Source organism: Geodermatophilus bullaregiensis (genome assembly GCF_016907675.1).
GTDB classification, from domain to species: domain Bacteria; phylum Actinomycetota; class Actinomycetes; order Mycobacteriales; family Geodermatophilaceae; genus Geodermatophilus; species Geodermatophilus bullaregiensis.
Window position 1 is genome coordinate 3,040,096 of record NZ_JAFBCJ010000001.1, and the last position, 25,334, is coordinate 3,065,429.

At 76.1% G+C, this 25,334-nt stretch carries 22 protein-coding genes and 2 tRNA genes; 14 read left to right on the forward strand and 10 right to left on the reverse strand.

Translation table 11 applies throughout. The annotated features are described in order from the left end of the window. Window positions 1-20: 20 nt before the first annotated feature. The gene (locus JOD57_RS14345) at window positions 21-962 is read right to left on the reverse strand and encodes a hypothetical protein (protein WP_204692644.1); all 942 of its coding nucleotides are present in this window, start codon (window positions 960-962) and stop codon (window positions 21-23) included. 351 nt (window positions 963-1,313) lie between these two features. Here JOD57_RS14345 and JOD57_RS14350 point away from each other — a divergent pair, with 351 nt between their 5' ends. Beyond that, window positions 1,314-2,600, forward strand: coding sequence for a glycosyltransferase family 4 protein (locus JOD57_RS14350; protein WP_204692645.1), 1,287 nt, complete (start codon window positions 1,314-1,316; stop codon window positions 2,598-2,600). A gap of 13 nt (window positions 2,601-2,613) precedes the next feature. Here JOD57_RS14350 and JOD57_RS14355 read toward each other — a convergent pair whose 3' ends face one another. Beyond that, the gene (locus JOD57_RS14355; protein ID WP_204692646.1) at window positions 2,614-3,552 is read right to left on the reverse strand and encodes a glycosyltransferase family protein; all 939 of its coding nucleotides are present in this window, start codon (window positions 3,550-3,552) and stop codon (window positions 2,614-2,616) included. Window positions 3,553-3,793: 241 nt separating this feature from the next. Between JOD57_RS14355 and JOD57_RS14360 the strand changes: the two genes are divergently transcribed. Further along, a complete protein-coding gene (locus tag JOD57_RS14360; RefSeq protein WP_204692647.1) occupies window positions 3,794-5,041 on the forward strand; it encodes a glycosyltransferase family 4 protein in 1,248 nt (415 codons plus the stop codon). Here JOD57_RS14360 and JOD57_RS14365 read toward each other — a convergent pair. From JOD57_RS14365 to JOD57_RS14390, 6 genes are all read right to left on the reverse strand, one after another. Further along, window positions 5,027-6,091 carry a PHP domain-containing protein gene (locus JOD57_RS14365; RefSeq protein ID WP_204694853.1) on the reverse strand — a complete coding sequence of 355 codons (1,065 nt, stop codon included), beginning with the start codon at window positions 6,089-6,091 and terminating at the stop codon, window positions 5,027-5,029. The two genes, JOD57_RS14360 and JOD57_RS14365, sit on opposite strands and share 15 nt — an antisense overlap. After that, the gene (locus tag JOD57_RS14370; RefSeq protein WP_204692648.1) at window positions 6,088-6,633 is read right to left on the reverse strand and encodes a DoxX family protein; all 546 of its coding nucleotides are present in this window, start codon (window positions 6,631-6,633) and stop codon (window positions 6,088-6,090) included. The genes JOD57_RS14365 and JOD57_RS14370 overlap by 4 nt, the downstream gene beginning before the upstream one ends. A 126-nt stretch (window positions 6,634-6,759) precedes the next feature. Further along, window positions 6,760-7,185 (reverse strand): hypothetical protein, encoded by a 426-nt coding sequence (locus tag JOD57_RS14375; protein ID WP_204692649.1) that lies wholly within the window; start codon window positions 7,183-7,185, stop codon window positions 6,760-6,762. Window positions 7,186-7,658: 473 nt separating this feature from the next. After that, the gene (locus tag JOD57_RS14380; protein WP_204692650.1) at window positions 7,659-8,267 is read right to left on the reverse strand and encodes a DUF6318 family protein; all 609 of its coding nucleotides are present in this window, start codon (window positions 8,265-8,267) and stop codon (window positions 7,659-7,661) included. A gap of 231 nt (window positions 8,268-8,498) precedes the next feature. After that, window positions 8,499-9,941 (reverse strand): bifunctional phosphatase PAP2/diacylglycerol kinase family protein, encoded by a 1,443-nt coding sequence (locus JOD57_RS14385; RefSeq protein WP_204692651.1) that lies wholly within the window; start codon window positions 9,939-9,941, stop codon window positions 8,499-8,501. A 75-nt stretch (window positions 9,942-10,016) separates the two neighbouring features. After that, window positions 10,017-10,550, reverse strand: coding sequence for a CGNR zinc finger domain-containing protein (locus JOD57_RS14390; protein WP_204692652.1), 534 nt, complete (start codon window positions 10,548-10,550; stop codon window positions 10,017-10,019). A 94-nt stretch (window positions 10,551-10,644) separates the two neighbouring features. Here JOD57_RS14390 and JOD57_RS14395 point away from each other — a divergent pair, with 94 nt between their 5' ends. The 3 genes from JOD57_RS14395 (at window position 10,645) to JOD57_RS14405 (ending at window position 12,108) form a co-directional block, all read left to right on the forward strand. Beyond that, window positions 10,645-11,850, forward strand: coding sequence for an MFS transporter (locus JOD57_RS14395; RefSeq protein ID WP_307824684.1), 1,206 nt, complete (start codon window positions 10,645-10,647; stop codon window positions 11,848-11,850). A gap of 76 nt (window positions 11,851-11,926) precedes the next feature. Next, a tRNA-Ser gene (locus JOD57_RS14400) sits at window positions 11,927-12,015 on the forward strand. 20 nt (window positions 12,016-12,035) lie between these two features. Next, window positions 12,036-12,108: transfer RNA gene (locus JOD57_RS14405), tRNA-Arg, on the forward strand. Window positions 12,109-12,427: 319 nt separating this feature from the next. Here JOD57_RS14405 and JOD57_RS14410 read toward each other — a convergent pair. Beyond that, window positions 12,428-13,744, reverse strand: coding sequence for an alpha-hydroxy-acid oxidizing protein (locus JOD57_RS14410; protein WP_204692654.1), 1,317 nt, complete (start codon window positions 13,742-13,744; stop codon window positions 12,428-12,430). 198 nt (window positions 13,745-13,942) lie between these two features. Between JOD57_RS14410 and JOD57_RS14415 the strand changes: the two genes are divergently transcribed. The 9 genes from JOD57_RS14415 to JOD57_RS14455 all read left to right on the forward strand — a co-directional run bounded on the left by JOD57_RS14415 (window position 13,943) and on the right by JOD57_RS14455 (window position 23,528). Beyond that, on the forward strand, window positions 13,943-14,995 hold the full coding sequence (locus JOD57_RS14415; RefSeq protein WP_204692655.1) for a hypothetical protein: 1,053 nt from the start codon (window positions 13,943-13,945) through the stop codon (window positions 14,993-14,995). 25 nt (window positions 14,996-15,020) lie between these two features. Then, window positions 15,021-15,533 (forward strand): MarR family winged helix-turn-helix transcriptional regulator, encoded by a 513-nt coding sequence (locus JOD57_RS14420; protein ID WP_204692656.1) that lies wholly within the window; start codon window positions 15,021-15,023, stop codon window positions 15,531-15,533. A gap of 94 nt (window positions 15,534-15,627) precedes the next feature. After that, a complete protein-coding gene (locus JOD57_RS14425) occupies window positions 15,628-17,151 on the forward strand; it encodes an HAD-IIIA family hydrolase (RefSeq protein ID WP_239568468.1) in 1,524 nt (507 codons plus the stop codon). After that, window positions 17,148-18,188, forward strand: coding sequence for a glycosyltransferase family 9 protein (locus tag JOD57_RS14430; protein WP_307824685.1), 1,041 nt, complete (start codon window positions 17,148-17,150; stop codon window positions 18,186-18,188). Before JOD57_RS14425 ends, JOD57_RS14430 begins: the two co-directional genes overlap by 4 nt. Further along, window positions 18,185-19,165 (forward strand): glycosyltransferase, encoded by a 981-nt coding sequence (locus JOD57_RS14435; RefSeq protein WP_204692657.1) that lies wholly within the window; start codon window positions 18,185-18,187, stop codon window positions 19,163-19,165. The genes JOD57_RS14430 and JOD57_RS14435 overlap by 4 nt, the downstream gene beginning before the upstream one ends. Window positions 19,166-19,223: 58 nt before the next feature. Next, window positions 19,224-20,468 carry a glycosyltransferase gene (locus tag JOD57_RS14440; RefSeq protein WP_204692658.1) on the forward strand — a complete coding sequence of 415 codons (1,245 nt, stop codon included), beginning with the start codon at window positions 19,224-19,226 and terminating at the stop codon, window positions 20,466-20,468. 20 nt (window positions 20,469-20,488) lie between these two features. Then, entirely contained in the window at window positions 20,489-21,154 is a 666-nt protein-coding gene (locus JOD57_RS14445; protein ID WP_204692659.1) for a D-sedoheptulose-7-phosphate isomerase, read from the forward strand. Next, window positions 21,151-22,581, forward strand: coding sequence for a D-glycero-beta-D-manno-heptose 1-phosphate adenylyltransferase (gene rfaE2 / locus JOD57_RS26920; RefSeq protein ID WP_204692660.1), 1,431 nt, complete (start codon window positions 21,151-21,153; stop codon window positions 22,579-22,581). Before JOD57_RS14445 ends, rfaE2 begins: the two co-directional genes overlap by 4 nt. Continuing rightward, window positions 22,578-23,528 carry a glycosyltransferase family 9 protein gene (locus tag JOD57_RS14455; RefSeq protein WP_204692661.1) on the forward strand — a complete coding sequence of 317 codons (951 nt, stop codon included), beginning with the start codon at window positions 22,578-22,580 and terminating at the stop codon, window positions 23,526-23,528. Before rfaE2 ends, JOD57_RS14455 begins: the two co-directional genes overlap by 4 nt. Before the next feature lie 148 nt (window positions 23,529-23,676). On the opposite strand, the gene JOD57_RS14460 is transcribed toward JOD57_RS14455, so the two are convergent. Beyond that, entirely contained in the window at window positions 23,677-25,323 is a 1,647-nt protein-coding gene (locus JOD57_RS14460) for a VWA domain-containing protein (RefSeq protein ID WP_204692662.1), read from the reverse strand. Window positions 25,324-25,334: the final 11 nt, after the last annotated feature.

The following is a 25,334-nucleotide window of genomic DNA, read 5'->3' on the forward strand; positions in this document are numbered from 1 at the left end:
GTGGTGGTCGCGGCGTCCGGTCAGGTGCCGGCGTACGGGACGGCGGCCGGCTCGGTGACGGCCGGGTCGAGCAGCCCGCGCTGCACCGCCCAGGCGCGGGTCTCCCGGGCCACCGCCGGCCAGTCGACGCCGCCGCCGATCAGGCTCGTCTCCATGTGCGTCGCCAGGTTCGGGTCCGCGGCGAGGAACAGCCTCCGTCGTGAGGGCCGGCGGTGCGCCCGCAGGTTGGTCGCCAGCCGGAAGGGCGCCAGGGCAGCTGCCCGCGCCCGCGCCCGGCCGTCGCCGTCACCGCGCCCGACGGCCTCGCGGGCGAGCGTGGCATAGCTGTAGGGCTCGAAGCCCTGCAGGAGCAGGCAGGTGTCGTGGTCCCGCAGCATCCGGACGTGGGGGACCATGCAGAACCGGAAGATCCCCAGGTCGTCGCTCAGCGCACCGATCCGGGCGCCGAAGCTGCTCGTGGTGCTGTAGATCTGGACCCACGCCTGGTCGTCCACCTGCCACGGCGGCAGCTGCCGCCACCCCGACGGGCGATGGGTGGGCAGCTCGTCGTCCCGTTCGGCGGGGTGTCGCGGGGTCGAGGCGTAGAGCGCGAAGTACTCGGCGTCGTCCAGGGTGGCGGTGGCCCGCTCGAGGCGGCGGAACGCGTCCTCCCGGTAGAGGTAGTCGTCCTCGCTGAACCAGACGACGTCCTCGCGCGGCCAGCGCCCGGACGTCGCCACCTGCAGCGCTGCCCGGTAGGACCCGCGCATGCCGACCCCGGGGAGCTCGACGGTCTCCCCGGTCGCGGTCATGAGGCGGAACCGGTCCTCGGGGATGGGTCCGTCGTTGACGTACACGATCTCGAGGTCCATGCCGTCGGTGGCCCGCAGGAAGGACAGGAGCCCGAGCAGCTTGCTGTAGTAGTCCGGCCGGTCCTTGGCGTTCTCGCCGCCGTGAGATCGGTAGACCACTCGGATCGCCACGCGGTGCGTCCCTTCGACTCGGATCGGCCGTCGCCAGGAGCGGCTCGGCGGTACGGCAGCCTAACCGGGCCCGGGCCGGTCCCTCGCCGCCGACGAGCCCCGTCACCCCCACGTGGGGTGGGCGGGCCCGGCCGCTGCACGAGGCAGACGACCCGCTCGTGCCTGTCCCCAGCCTCCTGACCTGCGTACTCTACAGTTCTGTGAGGGTTTGATTAGGTGCCCGTCGCCGTCGCCGACGCCGCGGCAGTGGGTGCCACGGTGCCTCACTCCGCGACCCCGGCCGCGCGCCGCGACCGACACCGGGGTGCCCGACCGTCCGTCCCGTCGCCCACCGAACCCAGGAGGACCCCCATGGCGAAGAGGCCCCACCCGACCCCGCAGCCGTTGATCGTCGTCCGGGCCGACACCCGGGACGTGACGCTCCACACGGGTGCGGCCGAGGCCGAGGAGCGGCGCAGGCCGGACTTCTTCGCACTCCGGGATGCCCTGCAGGGCCGCATCATCGACGAGAACGACGTGCAGGCCAGCCGTTGGGGCCGCCTCGTCCGGGCGGTGGCCGGCACCTACGTCGCCCTGGCCGTCGTCGCCTTCGGTCAGCGCCGCTCGGCGACCGCGTTCGTCACCGGTTCGGAGAACGAGGCGATCGTCCTCGCCTTCCTGCTCAAGCTGGCGCGGACGAGGATCCCGCTGGTCCTGCCCGCCATCTACCCGGCCAAGCCGGCGAAGTGGCCGGCGTGGCGCTGGGCCCGCGTCCACCGCTACATGTCCCGGGTGCTGGCCCTGGGGACGGTGCAGGCGGACCGGCTCGTCAACGGTCTGGGGGTGCCGCGGGACAAGGTCGAGGTCCTGCCCTACGGCATCGACACCCGGTACTGGTCCCCGCAGAGGGCCACGCCGCACGCCGCCACGCGGCCCTACGTCTTCGCGGCCGGGCTGCAGCACCGTGACTACTGGACGCTGATCGAGGCCACGGAGGGGCTCGGCGTCGACCTGGTCGTCGCGGCCTCGAGCCTGTGGAGCAAGAGCCGCAACGAGCTGGCCGACGCGCCCCTGCCGTCCTGGGTGCAGGTCAGGTCCCTGCGCTACGGCGAGCTGCGCGACGCCTACGCCGGCGCCGCCGTGGTCGCGTGCCCGCTGGTCGAGACGGACTTCCCCGCCGGCACGACGTCGATCGTGGAGGCGATGGCGATGGGACGGCCGGTCGTGCTGACCCGCGCCGAGGGGACGGGCGACTACGTCGTGGACCGGCGTCGGGCGCTCCGGCGTGGACCGCTCCGATCGACGTCCGCGGGGCACGCGACCCGCTTCGCAGCGGAGTCCCACCAGGAGCAGACGGGCTTCCTGGTCGCTCCGGGCGACGCAGAGGCGCTGCGGTCGATCCTGCAGTGGGTCCTGACCCACCCCGAGGACGCCGAGGCGGTCGGGGCGCGCGCACGGGCCGTCGCCGAGGAGGTGTACAGCCTCGAGGCCTATGTCGGACGGATCGTCGCGGCCGTGCAGGAGGCGATGGCCGAGGCCGCGGGGCGGCGGGTCCCGGCCACCGCGGAGCCCGTCCCCGGGGTGTCGGGTCCGGCTGCCGCAGACGTCCGCCCGGTGCACCTGGCCGGCGCGGCGAGGGCGGACCGCGGGGAGGGCTGAGCCCGCGGTCGGCCTACGGGTGTGCGTAGACCGGCCGGCCGGCCATGGTGGCGCGACCCGAGACGACGCCTCGCGTGTACGCCCAGTGCACGCGCGCCTCCTCGAGGTCGCGGGCCAGCACCCGGGTGACCACTCGCACCAGGTATCCGGCGCCGAGGACCGCCACCATGAGGTCCGCGGCGACGCGGGAGTGGTGCTTGCGCAGGTAGCGGGCCATCGAGGCGCCGCGCAGCCGCCACATGTCCAGGGCCGGCGCGCCGGAGCCGCCCGCCGCCTGCCGCACCCCGACGTCGGTGCGCAGCTGCTGCACCATGCCGCGGGCCCGGCTCTCGCGTCCGAACGCGACGTCCTCGTTGAAGACGTGGAAGTCCTCGTCGAAGCAGCCGAGGCGCTCGAACGTCTCCCGCCGGACGGCCATGCAGCCGCCGTTGACCCAGTCGACCTCCAGGGCCCGCCCGAGCTCCGGGCGGGCGAAGATCCCCGCCCGGGGGAACAGCTTGTGCAGTCCCGCTGCGTGCACGAGGGCCCGGCGGAAGGAGGGTTCCCACCCCGCCGTCCCCATCTGGGTGCTGCCGTCCTCGTTGAGCAGTGTCGCCGCACTGGCCGAGCAGTTCGGGTCGCCGGTCACGTCGGCGACCAACGTGGCGAGGTCCGCGCTGCTGGGCCGGACGGTCGGCTTCACGAACAGGAGGACCTGCGCCGAGGACGTGCGGGCCCCGAGGTTCGCGGCGCGGGCGAAGCCGACGCCACCCCCGGCCAGGTAGCGCCCGTTCGGTCGGGCCTCCACCAGCTCGCGGAGACCGTCCGTGCCGTCGGAGTTGTCGACGACCGCGAGGGGCAGGTGCGCCGGTAGCGCGGCCAGCAGCGCCTCGACGTTCGTCCTGCTGCGGTAGGCGACGACCACCACCTCCGCGTCGTCGAGCTCCTCGTGCACTGCTCCCGGCGTACTCATCGAACCCCTTCCCGGCATGACTCTCAGGTCGCCGGAGGTTACCGCGGGACAACTCCCCGCTCGTCACCCGACAGGGCGACCGGCACGGCGAGGCGGGTGTGACGCGCGGGGAAGGGCTTGCCCACGCCCACGCAACACCTGATGCTCCTCCGGTGCACAGCGAGGCGGAGATCAAGTGACGGCGCGGTGGTCGAGGTGCCGGCCCCCCGCCGTCCGCCCGGTCGTCATCGTGCGGGCGGAGGTGGACGACCCCGCGTTCCACGGGGGCGGCCCCGGGCGGGAGGACGAGCGGAGGACCGACTTCACCCTCATCACCGAACGGCTCGCCGCGCGCAACGTGGACCTCGGTGACGTCCGGGCCAGCCGGCTCGCCCGGCTGGTGCAGGCGCTGGCCGGGGACTACGCCGCGCTCGCCGTCGTCGCCTTCCGCCGGCGCGACGCGACCTCGGCCTACTTCTCGTCCTCGGAGAACGAGGCGATCGTCCTGGCCCTGCTCCTGCGGCTGGCGCGCCGCCGGATCCCGGTCGTCGCCATCGGGCACTACCCGGCCAAGACGTCGAAGTGGGTGCTCTGGCGGTGGTTGCGGCTGCACGAGTGGCTGTACCGCCTGATGCCGCTCGGCTCCGTGCAGGCCGAGCGGCTGACCAACGGCCTCGGCGTCCCGCCGGCGAAGGTCGAGGTGCTGCCCCTCGGGATCGACACGCGGTACTGGGACCCCGCCCGCGCGACGACGCCTGCCCCGGCCCGGCCCTACGTCTTCGCGGCGGGTCTCCAGCACCGCGACTACCGCACGCTGGTCCGGGCGGTCGACGGGCTGGGGGTCGACCTGCTCATCGGGGCGGCGAGCCCGTGGGCGACCACGCAGAACGCCCTCGACGGCGAGGTCCTCCCGTCGTGGGTGCGGATCGAGTCACCCGACGTCCGCCGGCTCCGGGACTGCTACGCAGGGGCGGCCGTCGTCGTCACCCCGGTGGTGGAGACCGACTTCCCGGCGGGGACCACCGCGGTGCTCGAGGGCATGGCCATGCGGCGGCCGGTCGTGGTGACCCGGGTCGAGGGCACCGGCGACCACGTGGCCGACCGGCGGAAGGTGCTGCGCAAGGGGCCGGCGCGACAGACGTCGGGGGTCTACGCGGCGCGTTACGGCTCGCTGGGGGTGCAGGGGCAGACCGGCTTCTTCTACCCGCCCGGCGACGCGGACGAGCTGCGCTCCATCCTCCGCTACGTCCTCGACCACCCCGCCGAGACGGCCGTCATCGCGGCGCGGGCCAGACGCGTCGTCGAGGAGGTGCACAGTCTCGAGGGCTACGTCGACCGGATCGTGGGGGCCGTCCGCGACGGGATCGCCGAGTGGTACCAGGCGGGTGCTCACGAGCCGGCCCGCGAGGTGCCTCCGAGCGTCTCCGAGGAGCCGGACGGCCGGCAGGACGAGACGATCACCCTCCGGGATGCCGGCGACCGGCACGTCGAGGAGTCAGCGACCAGCTGATCCGCCGGATCGGTCCAGCAGCTCGTCGGCGCTCCGGGCGTTGACCACCCGCTCGACCGGGACGCCGGTCTCCACCGCCCGCTCGCAGCCGTTGCCCTGCCAGTCGAGCTGGCCGGGGGCGTGCGCGTCGGTGTCGATCGCGAACTCGCAGCCCAGCTGCACGGCCAGGTTCAGCAGCCGCAGCGGCGGGTCGAGCCGCTCGGGCCGGGAGTTGATCTCGACGGCGGTGCCGTGCTCGACGCAGGCGTCGAAGACGGCCTCGGCGTCGAAGCTGCTCTCCGGGCGCGGGCGCTGCCGTCGTCCCTCCCGCTGCTCGCGGGGGATCAGCAGCCGGCCGGTGCAGTGCCCGAGCACGTCGGTGTGCGGGTTCTCGACGGCGGTGAGCATGCGCTCGGTCATCGCCGCGCTGTCGGCGCGCAGGTCGGAGTGGACGCTGGCGACGACGACGTCGAGGCGGCCGAGCAGCTCGTCGGTCTGGTCGAGGCTGCCGTCGGCGTTGATGTCGCACTCGATGCCGGTGAGGATGCGGAACGGGGCCAGCTCCGCGTTGAGCTCCGCGACGACGTCGAGCTGGCGCTCCAGCCGCGCCGCCGTCAGCCCGTTGGCCACGGTCAGCCGCGGGGAGTGGTCGGTGAGCGCCATGTACTCGTGGCCCAGGGCGATGGCGGCCTCGGCCATCTCGCGGATGGGGCTGCCGCCGTCGGACCAGTCCGAGTGCACGTGCAGGTCGCCGCGCAGCGCGGCGCGGAACTCGGCGACGTCGTCGGCCAGCGGCACCAGCTCGGTGTAGGCGTCCTCGAGCCGGGCCAGGTACTCGGGGACCTCGCCGGCGTGCGCCTGCACGATCGCGGCGCCGGTCTTGGGGCCGATGCCGCGCAGGTCGGTGAGCGTCCGGGTGCGGATCCGCCGGTCGAGCTCGTCGGGACCGATGGTGTCGACGACGGCGGCCGCGGTCCGGAAGGCGGCGACCCGGTGGGTGGGCTCGCGGGCGCGCTCCAGGAGGAAGGCGATCCTCCGGAGCGCGGCCGCGGGCGGGAGTGGCGTGCTCAGCTGGCCTTCTTCATCTGCTTCTTGGTCCGCCTCTCGGCCTTGGCGGCGCGCTTCTGCGCGTCCTCCAGGGTCCGCTCGGTGGCCGAGGTGGCGCGCTTGGCCGCCCGCCGGGCCCGGTAGCCGACCGACGGCCGGCCCTCGGTGTCGACGGCGGCGATGAGCAGGCCGCCGAGCAGGCCGGCGTTCTTGAGGAAGTTGGAGAGCTGCCCGAAGCGCTCCTCGGGGTCCTCGTGCTCCCAGAACCGGTGCCCGGCCAGCGTGGTGGGGACGATGCTGCCGGCCATCACCAGCGCCGACAGGCGGGGGAGCTTGCCCAGCGCGAACAGCGACCCGGCGCCCACCTTGATCCCGGCGTCGATCCTCACCCACTGCTCGACGTCCCGCGGCACCTGCACCGGCAGCTGCTGGTCGGCCGTCCTGGCGATCTGGTCGACGACCGGCTTCGCGCCCGGCACCCGCGTCTGCGGGTTGCGCAGGGTGTCGATGCCGCCGTAGATGAACGACGACGCGAGCAGGGGCCGGGCGATCCGGCGGACCAACATGGATGACCTCTTCCGTCGATGGGACCTGGTGTGGGTGTCCCGTCCCCTGCACCGGGACGGACACCCCTGGTCGGACCGTAGTGAGGTCCCCGCCACAGCGCTCGGTCAGCGGCGCCGGGACGTCGCTCAGTCGTAGGGGTCGGTGAGGACGGCACGGGCCTCGAGGACGTCGAAGGTGACCGGCGGGCCGTCGGTGGTCGTGGTGCCGGGGACGTCGACGCTGGCGCTGCCGTCCACGCGGAAGGTCCCGCCCCAGGTGGTGGTGAGCGAGGCGGTGTAGCTCCCGGGGCCGTAGTCGTGGGTGACCGTGTGGTCCGGGTAGGGGGCGCCGGGGTCGGTGGTCGCGAGGTCGGTGCCGTCGCCGGTGTGCCAGGTGAAGGTCTCGGCGGTGGCGGTGATCTCGACGGTGAAGCCGCGGATGTCGAGCGTGAAGGTCTGCGTGGTCGGGCCGTCGGTGAAGAAGACGACCGGCAGGCCGACCAGCGCGTCGCCCGGGGGCTGCTGCTGGGTCACGAGGGCGGGCAGCGGCAGGGTCTGGAAGTAGCGGAACACCTCGTCCGGCGACGGCGGCGGGTTCAGGTCCGTGATGTCTACGCAGATGGAAGTGAAACTGATCCACGGGCCGACTGGCGTCCCGGGTGTTGTGCCTGCAGGGACGGTGAAGTCGCCGCCAATTGTGGTGCTGTCAGGCAGCACGAGGCGGCGCTGCTCAACGGTGAGGAAGCGGACAACCCGGTCCGGCGATGCTGGGCAAATCTGATCTGTTACAGCAGGACAGTCGTTACCTGTCCACGACGCGCACGGGCTCGACAGACGCCATGTATAGGGCTGAGGTTCCGGCGCCGCCTTGGACGCGAAGTACCCGCCCCCTGGGGCCTGCGCCACGTAGCTGGCAGTGAGCTCACCCTCGCCGGTAACGACCTCAGGCTGGCTGCATACTCCAGCGATGCAGTCAGCTCGCGCAGGTAAGCCGAGGATGGTTAGTGTCCCGGCGAATAGAATGACGAGCCATGCTCGAAGCTTGGTCATCCGATCGTCAAGCTCGTAGTGACCCAGCTAGCTTGCTCGGGTCGCCACTGCAACAGAGCGCCTGACTGCAGGTCTCCCGTTGCGTCGCTAGACCGCTGAGTCATGACCTCACCAGCTGAGTCGAGTACAGTTATGGCATTCTGCGTGTAGACAAATCCGACTTCCGCGGTGTCGCCATTGATGAGTCCAGGTCCGTACTCCTCAAATGAGACGGTAACGTCGTCGTAGGTGTAGCCGGCAGCTCTGTCCTCGGAGTAGGAGTCGGCGATCATGAGACAGACCTCGCAATTACTGCTCAGGTCGATAAGCGGCTGCGGATCAAGGCTGCCATCACCGACGTACTCAATGAGCCGTACGTAGTAGCGGGTGAACTCGACAGCGCCCTCGGGGGTCTTCTCGCGCGCCTCCGGGGGCATGGGGAAGTCCGCCGGGCCGAGCGGGGGCAGTGCCTCGGTGGTGGGCGCGGGCTCGGCGGTCGCCGTGGGCAGGGTGGCGTTGGCCGGCTCGGCCTCCGAGCAACCCGCCAGCGCCGCGGCCGCGACGGCCAGCGCGGCCGCCGTCCGGAAGAGCCTGCCCATGCTCCGTCCACCCCCGTTGGTGATCACGGACCCGGGACCCTAGCCACTCCGCGCCCTCCCGCGCAGTGCCCCTGTGGAGGGACCGCCGCCTCCGCGCACCCAGTGCCGGCCCTCCTCGTGCCTTGCCGGTCCTGCAGCGCCCGCAGTGCACGAGGAACGTCGGCACCGGGGACAGGCGGGGGCTCTCCTGGGGTCGAGTTCGACCTCCGGGCGTCCTGCAGCACTCCGGGAGGCCGCAGGAGGCCCCGGGAGCGGGGCTCAGGACGTGCGGCAGCAGTACACGGTCAGCGGTGCCCGCTTGCGGAACAGGAACGACGACGACGCGGCTGCGGTCTCGCCGTCGTAGGCCACCGGCTCGGGTCCCGACCACAGGTGCACCCGCAGCTCGGGCGTCTGGACGTCCGCGTAGCCCGAGCTCCGGTCGCTCACCCCGAGCAGCGCGCCCAGCACCGCCCGGGTGCGGCTGAACGGGACGTCGGCGCGCAGGTACTGGACGTCGAGCAGTCCGTCCTCCAGCCGGGGCCGCCACGCCGGCGCCAGCCCGCGCGGGGTGTAGCGGCAGTTGCCCACGAAGAGGATCCAGACCTCGACCGGCCGCCCGTTGAGCACCAGGGACACCGGCGTCCCGCCGCGCAGCACCTGCGCCACCGCCACGGTCATCGCCGCCCAGCGGCCCAGTCGGCCGGCCAGCGCGTCGCGCCGGCGCACCATCTCCGGGTAGGCCCCGATGCTCGCGGTGTTGAGGAACGGCGTCCCGTTCACGTCGGCGACGTCCACGCACACCGCGCGACCCTCCTCGACCGCCGCCGCGGCCTCCTCCGGCGTCTCGACGCCGAGGTCGCGGGCGAAGTGGTTGAGCGTCCCCGCGGGGACGACGGCCAGCGGCAGGTCGTGCTCCAGCGCGACGGCCGCCGCGGCGGCGACGCTGCCGTCGCCCCCGGCCACCCCGAGCGCCGACGCCCGTCCCGACCGCGCGGCGTCCGCGAGCAGGTCGGCGACCCCGTGCTCCTCCGAGGCGGTGAGCACCTCCGCCGCGGGCAGCAGCGCGCGGATCTCGGCCGCGGGGTCGTACCCCTCGGGCCCCGACCGCGGGTTGACCGCGACCACCAGCCCCTCGCCGCGCGGCAGGGCCGGGGCCGAGCGGACCGGGCGCACCCGCGCCGGCTCGGTCGGTCGCACGGGCCACCACCGGCGGCCGGCCAGCGCGACGCCCGCGCCGATCGCCAGCCCGCTGACCACGTCGCCCGGGTAGTGGACGCCCACGTGCACCCGCGAGTACCCGACCGCGAGCGCCAGCGGTGCCAGCGCCGCGCCGACCACCGGGCTCTCCAGCGCCACCCCTGCCGCGAAGGCGCCGGCCGAGGCGGAGTGACCGCTCGGGAAGGACAGCGTGTGCGGCGCCCGCCGCAGCTGCCGGTCGGTGGTCAGGTTGGCCAGGTCCGGCCGCACCCGGCCGAAGAGCCGCTTGAGGACGAGGTTGACCAGTGCGCTCGACACCGTCAGCCCACCCAGTCCGCGCAGTGCCGCGCGCCGCAGCGATCCCCGGCGCAGTGCAAGGAGGACGCCGAGCGCCAGCCACAGCTTCCCGTGGTCGGCGGTGGTCGACAGCCGGCGCAGCCACCGGTCGGCCGGGGTGTCGGGCAGTGCGCCGATCGCGGCGTGCAGCCGCGCGTCCCAGTAGCGCAGCCGCAGGGGGGTCACGCGCGAGACGCTACGGCCTCCCCGCCAGGGGACCACCGCGAGCGTGCGAGCGGTGGGGGCAGGGAGGTCCTCACCTCAGACGCGACGGCGGGCGCGGTAGGCGGCGACGGTCGACCGGCTGGCGCAGGTGTTCGAGCAGTAGCGGCGGCTGGCGTTGCGGGAGGTGTCGACGTAGACGTCGTCGCACCCCTCCGCCGAGCAGACCCCGAGGCGCTGCCACCCGTGCTGGGCCACGACCTGCGACAGGCCCATGGCCACCGTCGTCGTCAGCTGCTCGACCGCCGGGGCGTCCGGGCGGGCGTAGTGCAGGTGCAGCTCGCCGTCGTGGTCGGTGGCGTAGGGGTGCGGCCGGGCCAGGGCGAGCAGCTCGTTGAGCCGCGCGATGACGTCGTCCTGCGTCGCGGCGACGGCGACCGCCCGCACCAGCCCGGCCGTCGCGGCCGCCCGGCGTGCCTCGGCGGGTGACAGTCCCAGGGGCGTCTCGGTGGTGAACCACTCGTCGTGGGCGCGCAGGAACGCCTCCGCCCAGTCGGGGTCGCTGTCGCGGTCGGCGTTGGCCAGGTCGATGGCCAGCTCGACGGCGTTCGACCCGTAGGTGTCGTAATCCATGTGACTCCCTACCACCCCTGCTAGTGTCGTAGGTGGTCAACATCATTTGACCAACTACTGTTCCGTCCCTGAGTGTGTCGAAGTGGGTCCCGTCGTGCGTGCGTATCTGTCGGTCTGGCGTCTGCCGTCCGCCCCCGTCCTGCTGGTCGCCGGGTTCGCCGGCCGGCTGCCGTCGGCGATGGTCCCGCTGGCCCTGCTGCTCATGGTGCAGCAGCAGACCGGCTCGTACGCGGTCGCCGGTCTCGCGGCCGCGACCTACGGCGTCGCGATGGCGGCCATGGCCCCGGTGCTCGGCCGGCTGGCCGACCGGCGCACCCCGCGCCCGGTCCTGCTCACCCAGGCCGCCGTCTACCCGCTGCTGCTGACGCTGCTGGTGCTCGCCGTCCTGGGGGGTGCGCCCACGGGGGTGGTCGTCGCCGCGTCGGCCGCCGCCGGTGCCGGGACGCCGCTGGTCTCGGGCGCGGTCCGCGCGCTGTGGTCGCGGACCGACGCCGCCGTCCGCCCCACCGCCTACGCCCTCGACGCGACGGCCACCGAGCTGGTCTTCGTCGCCGGCCCCACGCTGGTCGCCGCGCTCGCCGTGCTGGCCGGTCCGGCGTGGGCGCTCGCCGTCGCGGGCGTGCTCGCCGTGGCCGGGGCGCTCGGCATCGCGACGTCGGCGGCGATGCGCGGCTGGGCCCCCGCTCCCGAGGCGTCGCGCACCAGCCCGTTCGCCACCGTGCTCACCCCCGGGATGCCGCGCGTGCTGCTCAGCGGCTCGCTGCTGATGCTCGGCTTCGGCGCGCTCGAGGTCGCCGTCCCCGCGTTCGCCGACGCGGCCGGGTCGCCGGGCATGTCCGGTCTCCTGCTGGCGCTGTGGTCGCTGGGCTCGGTCGCGGGCGGCCTGTGGTTCGGCGCGCGGGTGGTCAGCGCCTCGCTGCCACGGCAGTACCGGTGGCTGCTGCTCGGCGTCACCATCGGCCTGGCCCCGCTCACCGCCGCGTCCAGCCCGTGGGTGCTCGGTGCCCTGCTCTTCCTCGGCGGGACGGCGATCGCGCCGACGCTGACCGTGCAGAACTCCCTCGTCGGCGCCCTCGCCCCGGCGCACGCCACGACGGAGGCCTTCACCTGGCTGTCGACCATGGCCACCGGCGCCTCGGCGGTCGGCGCGGCGCTGGGTGGTGCGCTGATCGAGAGCCCGGCCGGGGTGAGCGGCAGCCTGGTGCTCGCCGTCGCCGGTGCCGCGCTGGCGGTGCTCGTCACCCTGGTGCCGGGGCGGCGTCCGGCGCCGGCCCGCGCGGGCGAACCGGTGGCCGCCTGACCCCACCCGGGCTGGGAGGGGCGGCGCGGGCGCTGGTACTGTGCTCCTCGGTGGTTCCGGGGGGACTCGGACCCCGGGAGGCTTCGCCTAGTCCGGTCTATGGCGCCGCACTGCTAATGCGGTTTGGGTTAATCCCCATCCCGGGTTCAAATCCCGGAGCCTCCGCGCACGACAACTGCACACCCGCACCCGTAGCTCAACGGATAGAGCATCTGACTACGGATCAGAAGGTTAGGGGTTCGAATCCCTTCGGGTGCACGTCTGGTTGAGACAGCACAGCGGCTCCGTCCCCCGGGACGGGGCCGCTGTTCTCTTCCCGGAGCCGGGTCGCTCCGCCCGGCTGGTGTGCACGGGACCTGCGGACCGGTGGCAGCGAGCTCCGTGACGAGCGGCCGCGGACGGCGGCGCGACCCGGGCTGAGGGGCGGGGGGCCGGTCCTGACGGTCTGGCCGCGTTGGTCGGTCCTCCCAGCAGTGGGAGGCCACTCGTTGCCGGCTGCCCCCGCCCACGACCACTGTGAGCTGTGTCACAGGACGAGTCAACCCCACCCCTCCCCGGGCGTGTCGGGCCAGGACGGTCAACCCACGCGGCGCAGCGCCTCCGGCGTCAGCTCCGCGACCGAGGTGTGCCCGGTCAGGCCGAGCGACAGGTCGAACTCCCCGAGGACGTCGGACACCACCTGCCGCACCCCGGCCTCGCCGGCCAGGCCCAGCCCCCACGCGTAGGGCCGGCCGAGGAGCACCGCGCGCGCCCCGAGGGCCACGGCGACGAGGACGTCGGCGCCGCTGCGGACGCCGCTGTCGAGCAGCACGGGCGCCCGGTCGCCGACCGCCGCCACCACGTCGGGCAGCGCGTCCAGTGCGGAGATCGAGCGGTCCACCTGTCGCCCGCCGTGCGTGCTGACCACCACGCCGTCGACCCCCTCGTCCAGGGCACGGCGGGCGTCGTCGGGGTGCAGCACGCCCTTGAGCAGGATCGGCAGCCGGGTGCGGGCGCGCAGCCAGGCGAGGTCGGCCCAGGTGATCGAGGGCCGCGAGTAGATGGCCTGGAAGGTCTCGACGGCCGCTCGCGGCAGTGGTGAGCGCAGGTTCTCGCGCAGCGGGCCCGGCCAGGCGCGCGCCATCCCGACCATCGCCAGGACGGCGGACAGCGTGGGCCGCGGCTGCCGGTCGCGCCCGGCGGCCTCGCCGGCCTGGACGGGTGCGACGTCCCCGGCCTCGGCGACCCGCTGCTCGACCAGCCGGCGGAAGACCGGGTCGGACGTGTACTGCGCGATGCCCTTGCCCAGCGCGAAGGGCAGGTGGCCGAGGTCGAGGTCGCGCGGGCGCCAGCCCAGCATCGTGGTGTCGAGCGTGACCACCAGTGCCTCGCAGCCGGCCGCCTCCGCCCGGTGCACCAGGCTCTCCACCAGCTCGTCGGAGGTGGACCAGTAGAGCTGCGACCAGCGCGGGGCGTCGCCCATCGCGGCCGCGCAGGTCTCCATCGGCACCGACGCCTGGTTGGAGAACACGAACGGCACACCGAGGGACGCCGCGGCGCGGGCGACCGCCAGGTCGGCCTCCCGGTGCACCAGCTCCAGCGCACCGACCGGCCCGAGCAGCAGGGGCGCGGGGATGCGCCGGCCGAAGAGCTCGACGGAGGTGTCGCGGGCGCTGACGTCGCGCAGCACCCGGGGGACGACGGCCCACCGGTCGAACGCGGCCCGGTTGGCCCGCTGGGTGTGCTCCTCGCCGGCGCCCCCGGCGACGTAGGCGTAGGCGCGGGCGGTCAGCCGCTGCCGGGCGCGGCGCTGCAGCGGTCGCGCGGTGGTGGGCACCAGCGGTGCGCGCCCGTACACCCCGGCGCGGTAGACCTCGTTCTGGCGGCGGCGTCCGGTCCCGGCGGCTGAGTCCACGGCGGTCACCGTAGTGACCCGCGTCTCGTCCGAGGACGACCCCGCACCGGCCGGTACGACACGCCCGGGCGCGACACGCCGTACGAGCCGGACGACGCGCCGCGGAGCCGTCGTCCGCAGGCGGTGGTCGACCGCATCATGGGGGCTGCGCTCCTCGCGGACCCACCGTGCGCGGCGCGACCGCTCGAGGGGGATTCCGTGCCGGTCGGGACGACGCCGCCGCGTCCGCCCCGCCCCGTCCTGACGACGGGGCTCGCCCTGCTGTCCACCGTCGCCGGCCTGCTCGTGCTCGGCGTCGCCACCGCCCCGCCCGCGGCCGCCATCGAGGACCCGACCCGGCCCGACGCCCTCGTCACCCACGGACCCAGCTGCCGCCCCGGTGGCGTGGTGGTCGAGGTGACCGCCGGCACCGTCGCCTACGCGGTCACGCTGGCCACCACCCGCCGGCCCGAGGGCGAGGACCGCGCCGAGGTCCAGCCCGGGGCGACGGTCGTGCTGCGCACCGACCCCGTCGACTGGGGCGAGGCGATCGACAGCCGGCTGGAGTACGTCGCGCTCGACGGGTCGGGCACCGCCTACGTCGACGAGCTCGAGGGCCACGACTACACGCGGCCCGCGGAGGAGGACTGCGCGGCGATCGCCGCACCGCCGGCCGTGGGCGAGGCCCTCCCGGGCGGCGACGTCCCGGCGCCGTCGCCCGGGCCGTCACCGGCGCCGTCGCCGGACGCCGCGCCCGCCCCGGTGCCGCCCGCCGGTGCCGTGCCGGTGCCCGACGTGCTGCCGGTGCCGGAGCTGCCCGCGCCGGAGACCACGCCCGGGTCGTCGGCCGACGGCCCGGGCACCGACCCCGGCGCGGCCAGTGCCTCGGCCCGGCAGGTCCCCGCCGGGGGCGAGGTCGTGCTCACCGGCACCGGCTTCGCGCCCGGCGAGGAGGTCACCGTCCGGGACGCCGACGGCACCGTCCTCGCGACCGTGCCGGCCGGCCCGGACGGCGCCGTCGAGATCACCGTGCGCGTCCCCGGCGGTGCCGGGGAGGGGACGACCACCGTGGAGCTGACCGGGAGCACCTCGGCGGTCACCGCCGCCGTGCGGCTGCAGGTGGCCGCGGCCGGGGCGCCGGTCGCCGACCCCCTGCCCGTCCCGATGGTCGCGGCCGGGCTGGCGCTGCTGGTCAGCGCCACCGGGCTGGTGCTCGTGGCCGCCCGGCGCCGGTCGCCGCTCGCCCCGCCGTGGCCGACCGGGAGCGCCTGAGCGCGACTTCGGCGAGGATGGGCCGATGGGCTCCGAGGACGTGCTGGCGGCCGGGACCCCGTCGGACGCCGTGCCGTCCGACCCGGCGACGCTCCCCGGAGCCGCCCCCCGCCCGGCGGAGACCTGGCTGCGCATCGTCCAGGTGCACGACCGGATCACCCACCGCGTCGACTCCGCCCTGCACCGCGACCACGACCTCTCCCTCACCGGCTTCGAGGCCCTGCGGCGGATCGCCGAGGCGCCGGGGGAGCGGGCCACCATGGGGGAGGTCGCCGAGGCCCTCGGGCTGTCGCGGGCCGGGGTGACCAGCACGGTCGGCCGGCTGGTCGAGCAGGGGCTCGTCGTGCGCGAGCGGCGCCCCGGCGACCGGCGGCTGCTGCACGCCCGCCTCACCGACGCCGGCCGGGCGCGGGTGCGGGCCGCCGCGGCGAGCCACGACGAGCTCGTCGCCCACCTGCTCGCCCTGCTGGGGAACGACGCCGCGGTCGTCACCGACGCCCTCGCCAGGGTCTCCGCGGCCACGCGCATCCGCCGCTGAAGGAGGACCCTCTGCCCCCCGCCACTCGCGGGCTCGCGGCGGGACCCTGCAGGGGGCCGGGACACCGCTCGAGGGAACTTCAAGCCCGTAGTGTTTGGCCGGCGTCCAGGTCGGGCAGGGCGCGATCATGCTCGCGGAGTGCACCGTCGTCGTGCCGACCATCGGCCGGCCGTCGCTGCACGTGCTCCTCGACGCCCTCGCGGCCGCGGCCGGCCCGCGCCCGGCCCGGCTCGTCGTCGTCGACGACCGGCCCGACGGGCCCCCGCTGGCCGTCGAGCGGCCCGGCCTGCCGCCGGTCCGCGTGGTCCGCACCGGCGGTGGCGGCCCCGCCCGCGCCCGCAACCTCGGCTGGCGGACGGCGCGCACCCCGTGGGTGGCCTTCCTCGACGACGACGTCGTCCCCGACCCCGACTGGTACGCGCGGCTCGAGGCCGACCTCACCGGGCTGCCCGCCGACGTCGCGGGCAGCCAGGGCCGTGTCCGGGTGCCGCTGCCCGAGGACCGCCGGCCGACCGACTGGGAGCGCGGTACCGCGGGCCTGGCCACCAGCAGCTGGATCACTGCCGACCTCGCCTACCGCCGCGCCGCGCTGGCCGCCGTCGGCGGGTTCGACGAGCGCTTCCCCCGCGCCTTCCGCGAGGACTCCGACCTGGCGCTGCGGGTCGTGGACACCGGCGGCCGGCTGGTCCGCGGGCAGCGGTGGATCACCCACCCGGTCCGCCCCGCCGACCGCTGGGTCAGCGTCCGCGTGCAGGCCGGCAACGCCGACGACGTCCTCATGCGCCGGTTGCACGGCCCGGACTGGCGCGAGCGCGCCGACGCCGCGCTGGGGCGCCGTCCGCGGCACCTCGCCGTCACCGCCGCCGCGCTGGCCGCCGTCGGCCTGGCCGCCGCCCGCCGTCCCCGCGCCGCCGCGGCCGCCGCCCTCGCCTGGGCGGCCGGCACCGCCGAGTTCGCCTGGGCCCGCATCGCGCCCGGCCCGCGCGACCGCGCCGAGGTGACCACCATGGCGCTCACCAGCGCCGCCATCCCGCCGCTGGCCACCTGGCACTTCCTCCGCGGCGCGGTGCAGCACCGCCGGGTGGCGCCGTGGCGCGGGCCGCCCGACCTGGTGCTGTTCGACCGCGACGGCACGCTCGTGCGCGACTACCCGTACAACGGCGACCCGGAGCTGGTGAAGCCGGTGCCCGGCGCGAAGGAGGCGGTCGACGCGCTGCGCGCCCGCGGTGTGCGGGTCGGGGTGGTGAGCAACCAGTCCGGCGTGGCCCGCGGGATCATCACCCGCGCGCAGGTCGACGCCTGCACGGCCCGCCTCGACGAGCTCCTCGGCCCCTTCGAGACGGTCCAGGTCTGCCCGCACGGGCCCGACGACGGCTGCACCTGCCGCAAGCCCGCGCCCGGCATGGTGGAGGCCGCCTGCGCCGAGCTCGACGTCGACCCGTCCCGCTGCGTGGTGATCGGTGACATCGGCGCCGACGTCGAGGCCGCCGCGGCCGCCGGGGCCGGCGGGATCATGGTGCCGACGCCGGTGACCCGGGAGCAGGAGGTCGCCGCCGCGCCACGGGTGGCCGCCACCCTGACCGCCGCGGTCGCCGACGTCCTGGCGGGCCGGTGGTGAGCCCCGGCCGGGGCACGGTGCTGGTCGCCCGGCTCGACAACGCCGGCGACGTCCTGCTGCAGGGGCCGCTGGTCCGCGCGGTGGCCGCCGGCGCCGAGCGGGTGGTGTTCCTGGCCGGTCCGGCCGGTGCCGAGGCCGCGGCGCTGCTGCCCGGCGTCGACGAGGTGGAGACGTGGGCCTGCCCGTGGATCCTCGGCGACCCCCCGCCGGTCGACGCGGCCGACCTGTCCGCGCTCACCGAGCGGGTCCGCGCGCTGGCACCCGACGAGGCTCTCATCAGCACGTCGTTCCACCAGTCACCGCTGCCGCTGGCCCTGCTGCTGCGCGCCGCCAGCGTACCCCGCCTGAGTGCGACCAGCGTCGACTACCCCGGCTCGCTGCTCGACGTCCGCCACCGGGTCGACGACGACCTGCCCGAGCCCGAGCGGGCGCTGTCCCTGGCCCGCGCGGCCGGGTTCGACCTGCCCGACGGCGACGACGGCGGGCTTGCGGTGCGCCGTCCGCTGCCCCCGGCGCCGCAGCAACCGGGCCACCGGGCGGCCGGCGGTCTCGAGCCCGGCTACATCGTGCTGCACCCCGGCGCCTCCGTGCCCGCCCGCGCCTGGCCCGCGGAGCGCTGCGCCGAGGCGGTCGAGGCGCTGAGCGACGCCGGGCACCGGGTGCTGGTCACCGGCGGGCCGGGGGAGCGGGCGCTCACCGCCGCCGTCGCCGGCAGCCGCGGCGTCGACCTCGGCGGCGCCACGTCGCTGGCGGAGATGGCGGCGGTGCTCGACGGCGCCGCGGCCGTCGTCGTCGGCAACACCGGCCCGGCGCACCTGGCCGCCGCCGTCGGGACGCCGGTGGTCTCGCTGTTCAGCCCGGTCGTCCCCGCGGTCCGGTGGGCCCCCTACGGCGTCCCCACGGTGCTGCTCGGCGACCAGGACGCGCCCTGCCGGGACACCCGGGCCCGCGAGTGCCCGGTCCCCGGCCACCCCTGCCTGACCTCGGTGACCGCCGCCGACGTCGTCGCCGCCGTCGAGAAGCTGGTGAGTGCATGAAGGTCCTCGTCTGGCACGTGCACGGCTCCTGGACGACGGCGTTCGTCCAGGGCGGTCACGAGTACCTGCTGCCCGTGGTGCCCGGCCGGGGTCCCGACGGCCTGGGCCGCGCGCGCACCTGGGACTGGCCGGCGTCGGCCCGCGAGGTGACGCCGGAGCAGCTGGGCGACGAGCACGTCGACGTCGTCGTGCTGCAGCGCACGCGCGACCTCGAGCTGGTCCGCGAGTGGCTGGGCCGCGAGCCCGGCCGCGACCTGCCCGCCGTCTTCCTCGAGCACAACGCGCCGGGCCTGGAGCCCGGCGACGGGCCGGTGCCGCACACCCGGCACCCGCTGGCCGACCGCGACGACGTCCCGATCGCCCACGTGACCCACTTCAACCGGCTCTTCTACGACAACGGCCGCGCGCCGACGACGGTCATCGAGCACGGCATCGTCGACCCCGGCGAGCGCTGGACCGGCGAGCTGGCCCGCGCCGCCGTCGTCACCAACGAGCCGGTCCGCCGCGGACGCACGGTGGGAGCCGACCTGCTGCCCGGGCTGGCGCAGGCGGCGCCGGTCGACGTCTTCGGCATGGGCCTGGCCGGCCTGCACGAGCGCTACGGCCTCGACCCGCAGCGGGTGACGCTGCACGACGACCCGCCGCAGGCCGCGATGCACGGCGAGCTGGCCCGCCGCCGGGTCTACGTGCACCCGGTCCGGTGGACCTCGCTCGGGCTCTCCCTGCTCGAGGCGATGCACCTGGGCGTGCCGGTGGTCGCGCTGGCCACCACCGAGGTGGTCGAGGCGGTGCCGCGCGAGGCCGGCGTGCTGTCCACCCGGCCCGAGGTGCTGTGGGACGCGGTCCGCACCTACCTGCACGACGAGGACGCCGCCCGGCTGGCCGGCAAGGCGGCCCGCGCCGCCGCGCTGGAGCGCTACGGGCTCCCCCGGTTCCTCTCCGACTGGGATCGACTCCTCGGGGAGGTCACCCGATGACGGGCTCCGTACCCGGACCACCCGACCGTGTGGTCACCAGCCTCTGTGAGGTCACCCGATGAGGACGCACCGGGCCCCCGGCGCACCGCTGCGCATCGACCTGGTCAGCGAGCACGCCTCGCCGCTGGCCGCGATCGGCGGCGTGGACGCCGGCGGTCAGAACGTGCACGTCGCCGCACTGGCGGCCGGGCTGGCCGCGCGCGGCCACGAGGTCACGGTGCACACCCGCCGCGACGACCCGCGGCTGCCCGACGAGGTGCCCACCGACGACGGCTACGTCGTCTCGCACCTGACCGCGGGTCCCGCCGCGGCGCTGCCCAAGGACGACCTGCTCGGGCACGTGCCGGCGCTGGCCGCCGCGCTGCGCGCCCGCTGGGCGGTGCAGCCGCCCGACGTCGTCCACGCGCACTTCTGGATGAGCGGGCTGGCCGCGGTCGAGGCCGCCGGGAGCCTGCTGACGCCGGTCCCGGTGCTGCAGACCTTCCACGCGCTCGGCTCGGTCAAGCGCCGCCACCAGGGCGACGCCGACACCTCCCCGGCGCAGCGGGTGGAGCTCGAGCGGGGCCTGTGCCGGGCGGTCGGCCACGTCGTCGCCACCTGCAGCGACGAGGTGTTCGAGCTGCGCCGCCTGGGGCTGGCCCGCGACCGCGTCTCGATCGTCCCGTGCGGCGTCGACACCGCGGTGTTCACCCCGCGCGGCCCGGTCGCCCCGGGCACCGGCCGGCCGCGGCTGCTGGTGCTCGGCCGGCTGGTGGAGCGCAAGGGCCAGGAGGACGCCGTCCGCGCGCTGGCCGCCGTGCCCGACGCCGAGCTGGTGGTGGTCGGCGGCCCGCCTCCCGGCGAGGTCGACGCCGACCCGGAGGTGCGCCGGCTGCGCGCCGTCGCCGCCGGGGTCGGGGTGGCCGACCGTGTCTGCTTCGCCGGGTCGGTCGCCCGCGCCGACGTCCCCGCCTGGGTGCGCTCGGCCGACGTCGTCCTGGCCGTGCCCTGGTACGAGCCCTTCGGCATCACGCCGCTGGAGGCCATGGCCTGCGGCCGCCCGGTGGTGGCCACCGCCGTCGGCGGGCTGCAGGACTCCGTCGCCGACGGCGTCACCGGCGACCTGGTGCCGCCCCGCGACCCCGAGCGCCTCGGCGAGGTGCTCGCCGCACTGCTGGCCGACGACGCCCGCCGCGCCGCCTACGGGACGGCCGGCGTCCGCCGGGCCCGCGCCCGCTACCGGTGGGCCCGCGTGGCCGCCGACACCGAGGCGGTCTACCGGCAGGTCCTGTCCACCCGGCGTCCCGTCGAGGCCGTCCGATGAGCGCCCCTGGAGGTCGCCCGATGAGTGTCGCTCCCCACTCCACCGGCGAGGTCGTCTCGCCCGACGCCTGCACGCACCTCACCGGCCGCGACCACGTCGCGTCGCTGACGTCGGCGCTGCGCAGCCTCGACGCCTCGGTCGACACCCTCGACCGCTGGGGCCGGCTGCTGGCCGACGTGCTGTGCGGGGAGTCGCGCGGGCGGCTGCTGGCCGCGGGGAACGGCGGGAGCGCCGCGCAGGCGCAGCACCTCACCGCGGAGCTGGTGGGCCGCTACCGCGCGGACCGGCCGCCGTTCTCCGCGATCTGCCTGACCGCGGAGACCTCGTCGCTGACCGCGATCGCCAACGACTACCCGGCCGACGAGCTGTTCGCCCGCCAGGTCGAGGCGCACGGCCGGGCCGGTGACGTCCTGGTGCTGCTGTCGACGTCGGGCCGCTCGCCCAACGCCGTCGCCGCCGCCCGCCGCGCCCGCGAGTGCGGCATCACCGTCCTGTCGATCACCGGCCCGGCGCCCAACCCGCTGGAGGCGGCCTCCGACGAGGCGGTCTGCATCGACTCCCCGTGGACGGCCACGGTGCAGGAGTGCCACCTCGTCGCCCTGCACCTGCTGTGCGCGGCCTTCGACGCGGCGGTGCTGGCCGAGCCGGCCCGGGTGCCGGTCAGCCGCATCGGGATCGCCAGGTGAGGCCGCTCGTCGTCGTCGGCGACGCGCTGCTCGACGTCGACCTGGTCGGGTCGGCGTCGCGGCTGACCCCCGACGCGCCCGTGCCGGTGGTCGAGGACGTGGAGACCCGCGAGCGCCCCGGCGGCGCCGCGCTGGCCGCGGTCGTCGCCGCGCAGGCCACCGGCCGGGAGGTCGTGCTGGTCACCCCGCTGGCCGACGACGAGGGCGCCGGGCGGCTGCGGGCGCTGCTGGCCGGCCGGGTGCGGCTGGTCGCGATCCCGGCCACCGGCGGCACCGCCGTCAAGCGCCGGGTGCGGGTGGGCGACCACTCGGTGGTGCGCATCGACAGCGGCTCGCCGACGGTGGCGCTCGGAGGGCTCCCGGCGGAGGCCGCCGACGTCATCCGCGACGCCGCCGCCGTCCTCGTCGCCGACTACGGGCGCGGCACCACCGCCGACCCCGCGGTCCGGGCCGCGCTCGACGGCGCCGGCGGCCCGGTGGTCTGGGACCCGCACCCGCGCGGCGCCGCCCCGGTGCCCTCCGTCCGGCTGGTCACGCCCAACGGCGCGGAGGCCGCGCGGGTCGCCTCCGCCGCGGGGGTCCCCGCGGACGGCGACGGCCTGGCCGCCGTCGGTGCGCGGGCCGAGGCACTCATCCGGACCTGGGGCGTCGGCGCCGTGGCCGTGACCCTCGGCGCCCGCGGGGCACTGCTGTCCTACGGCGGGGGCGCCCCGATGGTCGTGCCCGCGGTGCCGGTGACCGGTGGGGACCCGTGCGGTGCCGGCGACTCCTTCGCCGCCGCGGTCGCCCTGGCGCTGGCCGACGGCGCGGTGACGGGGGAGGCGGTGGCGGCCGCGGTGGCCTTCGCCGGGGACTTCGTCGCCCGGGGCGGCGCCTCGGCCTGGGACGCCTCCGCGGCCCGGGAGCCGGACGTGGCGGTCGACGACGGGGTGTCCGCGCTGCTGGCGCGGGTGCGCGCGGGCGGCGGCACCGTGGTGGCCACCGGCGGCTGCTTCGACCTGCTGCACGCCGGGCACGTGGCCACGCTGCGCGCGGCCCGCGGGCTCGGCGACTGCCTGGTCGTGTGCATCAACTCCGACGACTCGGTGCGCCGGCTCAAGGGCCCGTCCCGGCCGCTGGTCGCCGCCGCCGACCGCGCGCGGGTGCTCGAGGCGCTGGAGTTCGTCGACGCCGTCGTCGTCTTCGGGGAGGACACCCCGGCGCAGGTCCTCGACCGGCTGCGGCCCGACGTGTGGGCCAAGGGCGGCGACTACGCCGGCGCGGACCTCCCCGAGGCCGCGGTGTTGCAGCAGTGGGGCGGTCAGGCCGTCGTCCTGCCCTACCTCGACGGCCACTCGACCACGGCCCTGGTCGAGCGCTCCCGCAGCGAGGACCCCGTCCTCCCCACGCTTCGCACGTCCGGCGCGGGGCCCGGAACGGGGCCGTGAGCGCACGGCCCGTCGCGGTCGTGCTGCGGCCGCTCGGGCTCGGGGACCTGCTCACCGGCGTCCCGGCGATCCGGGCGGTGCGCGCCGCCGTCCCGGACCACCGCCTGGTCCTGGCGACGACGACCGCGCTGGCGCCGCTGGCCGGGTTGGTCGACGCCGTCGACGAGGTGCTGCCCGCCCGCGAGCTCGAGCCGCTGGACTGGTCGGGGTCGCCGCCCGAGCTCGCCGTCGACCTGCACGGCAAGGGCCCGGCCTCGCACGTCGTCGTCGCGGACCTGCACCCGAGCCGGCTGCTGACCTACGCCAGCCCCGGCTACCCCGGCCCGACCTGGTACCCCGACGAGCACGAGGTGCGGCGCTGGTGCCGGCTGGTCGCCGAGGGCCTGGGCGTCGACGCCGACCCCGACGCGCTGGACCTCGCCGTCCCGGCCGTGCCCCCGCCGGTGACCGGGGCCGCGCTGGTCCACCCCGGTGCCGCCCACCCGGGGCGGCGCTGGCCGGCCGGGCGGTTCGCCGCCGTCGCCCGCCGGCTGGCCGACGGCGGGCACGACGTGCGCATCACCGGCGGCCCGGCGGAGCGCGAGCTGGCCTCGGCGGTGGCGCGCGGCGCCGGGCTGGGGGCCGAGGCGGTGCTCGCCGGCCGCACGTCGACGCTGGAGCTCGCCGCCACGGTGGCCGCCGCGCGCGTGGTGGTCAGCGGCGACACCGGGGTGGCGCACCTGGCCAGCGCCTACCGCCGTCCGTCGGTGGTGCTGTTCGGGCCGGTGTCGCCCGCGCTGTGGGGCCCGCCGCCGCGGGCCGGGCGGGGCGGGGGAGCACTGCACGTCGTCCTCTGGCACGGGGACGGCACCGGCGACCCCTGGGGCACCGAGCTCGACCCGGCCCTGGCCCGGATCACGGTCGCCGAGGTCACCGCCGCGCTCGAGGACCTCCTCGCCCGCACCTGACGTCCGCCGGGCGGTGCCATGATCAGGTGACCTGATCCCAGCGCGTCCTCCCTGGGCGTGGGCGGTGCGGGGGGACGCGCTGCGGTGCGGGAGGACGCGCTGCGGTGCGCGAGGACGCGCTGCGGTCGGGGGACCGCGGCGGCATCCCTCAGCGCTGGCGCAGCGCGTCGAAGAGGACGTCCTGCAGGTCGGTCGGGTCGACGGCGGAGTACGCGGCCCCACCGGTGGCCGAGGCGATCTGCTCGAGCGCGGCGATGTCGGCGTCCGGGCCGAGGGCGACGCCGATGACCTTCACCGGGCGCTCCGGGTCGGCCTCGTCGCGCAGCGACTGCAGCAGCGCGTCGAGCGCGATGCCCTGGTCGTCCTCGTTGGTGCCGTCGGTGACGATGACGACGCTGCTCACCGCGTTCGGGTCGAACTGCTCGCGGGCCGATCGGACGGCGGCCAGCGTGGTGTCGAACAGGCCCGTGCCGCCGCGGGACAGCCGCTCCGGGATGGTGTCGAGCTGCTCGTCGAGGAGGTCCCGCTGGGTGGTGCCGCCGTCGACCTCGGTCTCCAGCGTGCGGATGGGCGCCAGCTCGGTCCAGTCCTGCTCGCCCTCGAGCTGGTAGGCGAAGACCCACAGGCCGATCGAGGAGGTCCCGGGGATCAGCGACAGCGCGCTCTTCGCGGCGTCACGGGACAGGGTGGCCCGGGTGCCGTCGCCGGCCGGGGCCTCCATCGACGCCGACACGTCGAAGACGGTCAGCAGCCGGGACGGCGCGGCCAGCCGGGCGAGCTCGACCAGCAGGCCCTGCACCTGCTCGCCGTCGACCTCGAGGGCCTCCGGCGCCTCCTCGCGGACACCGCTGCCCGGGTCGGTCGGCGCGGTGCCGTCGGTGTCGCGGAACCCGGCGGCCAGGACGGCGGTGCGCGCGTCCTCCGAGGTCAGCGTCCGGACGACGGCGTCCACGGCGGCACGCTCCTCGTCGCTCTGCGAGCCGACGCGCAGCACCGGGTAGTCCAGCTGCGGCGAGCCCTCGGCCGGGTAGACGGCGACCAGCTGGGAGTCCTCGGCGCCGCGGCCGACCGTGACGACCTCCTGCTCGCTGACCGGCACCAGCGGAGCGTCGGCGTCCCCGGCGCTGCCCGCCTGCAGCGCCTCGGCCGGGGTGACCGCCGGGCCCCGGCGGGCGGCCAGCACCGCCTGGACGACGGCGTTGTCGGCGGCGTCGGTCCCGCCGAGCGAGGTGCGCAGGGCCGCCAGCGCGGACAGCCCCTCGGCGCTGGCGGCCAGGTCGGGCACCGCGACCGGTCGCACGCCGGTCAGTGCGTCGCGCCACGCCGGCGGCTGCTCGGTCCACCCGAGCTCGTCGGCGGCGGCGCGGCTGGTGCCCAGGACGACCGGTGAGGTGGCCATCGAGCCGGAGGGGTCGAGGTCGGTGTCGGCGGCCCGGACGGTCCACAGCGAGCTGTCGGGCACCCACACCTGCGGCAGCGCGGAGCCCTCGAGGGCCTCGAGGTCACCGACGGTCTGCAGCGGCTCCTGGGCGGTCACCTCGGCCGCGGCGCACGCACCGCCGCCGAGGTCCTGCGGCTCGTCGAGCAGGTCCTGCGCGACGGCGGCCAGCTCGGGCGCGACGGTCACCCGGACGCTGCGCGTGTCGTCGCACCCGCCGCCGGACCCGGCCAGCCACCACACCAGCCCGCCCGCGACGAGGGCCAGGACCACGAGGGCGACGCCGAGCGCGATCGGCAGGGTCGGCGCAGGGCGCTGCGTGCGGCGCGCAGAGGTGGTGTCGGCGTGGCGGCCCATGCTCGCTCTCC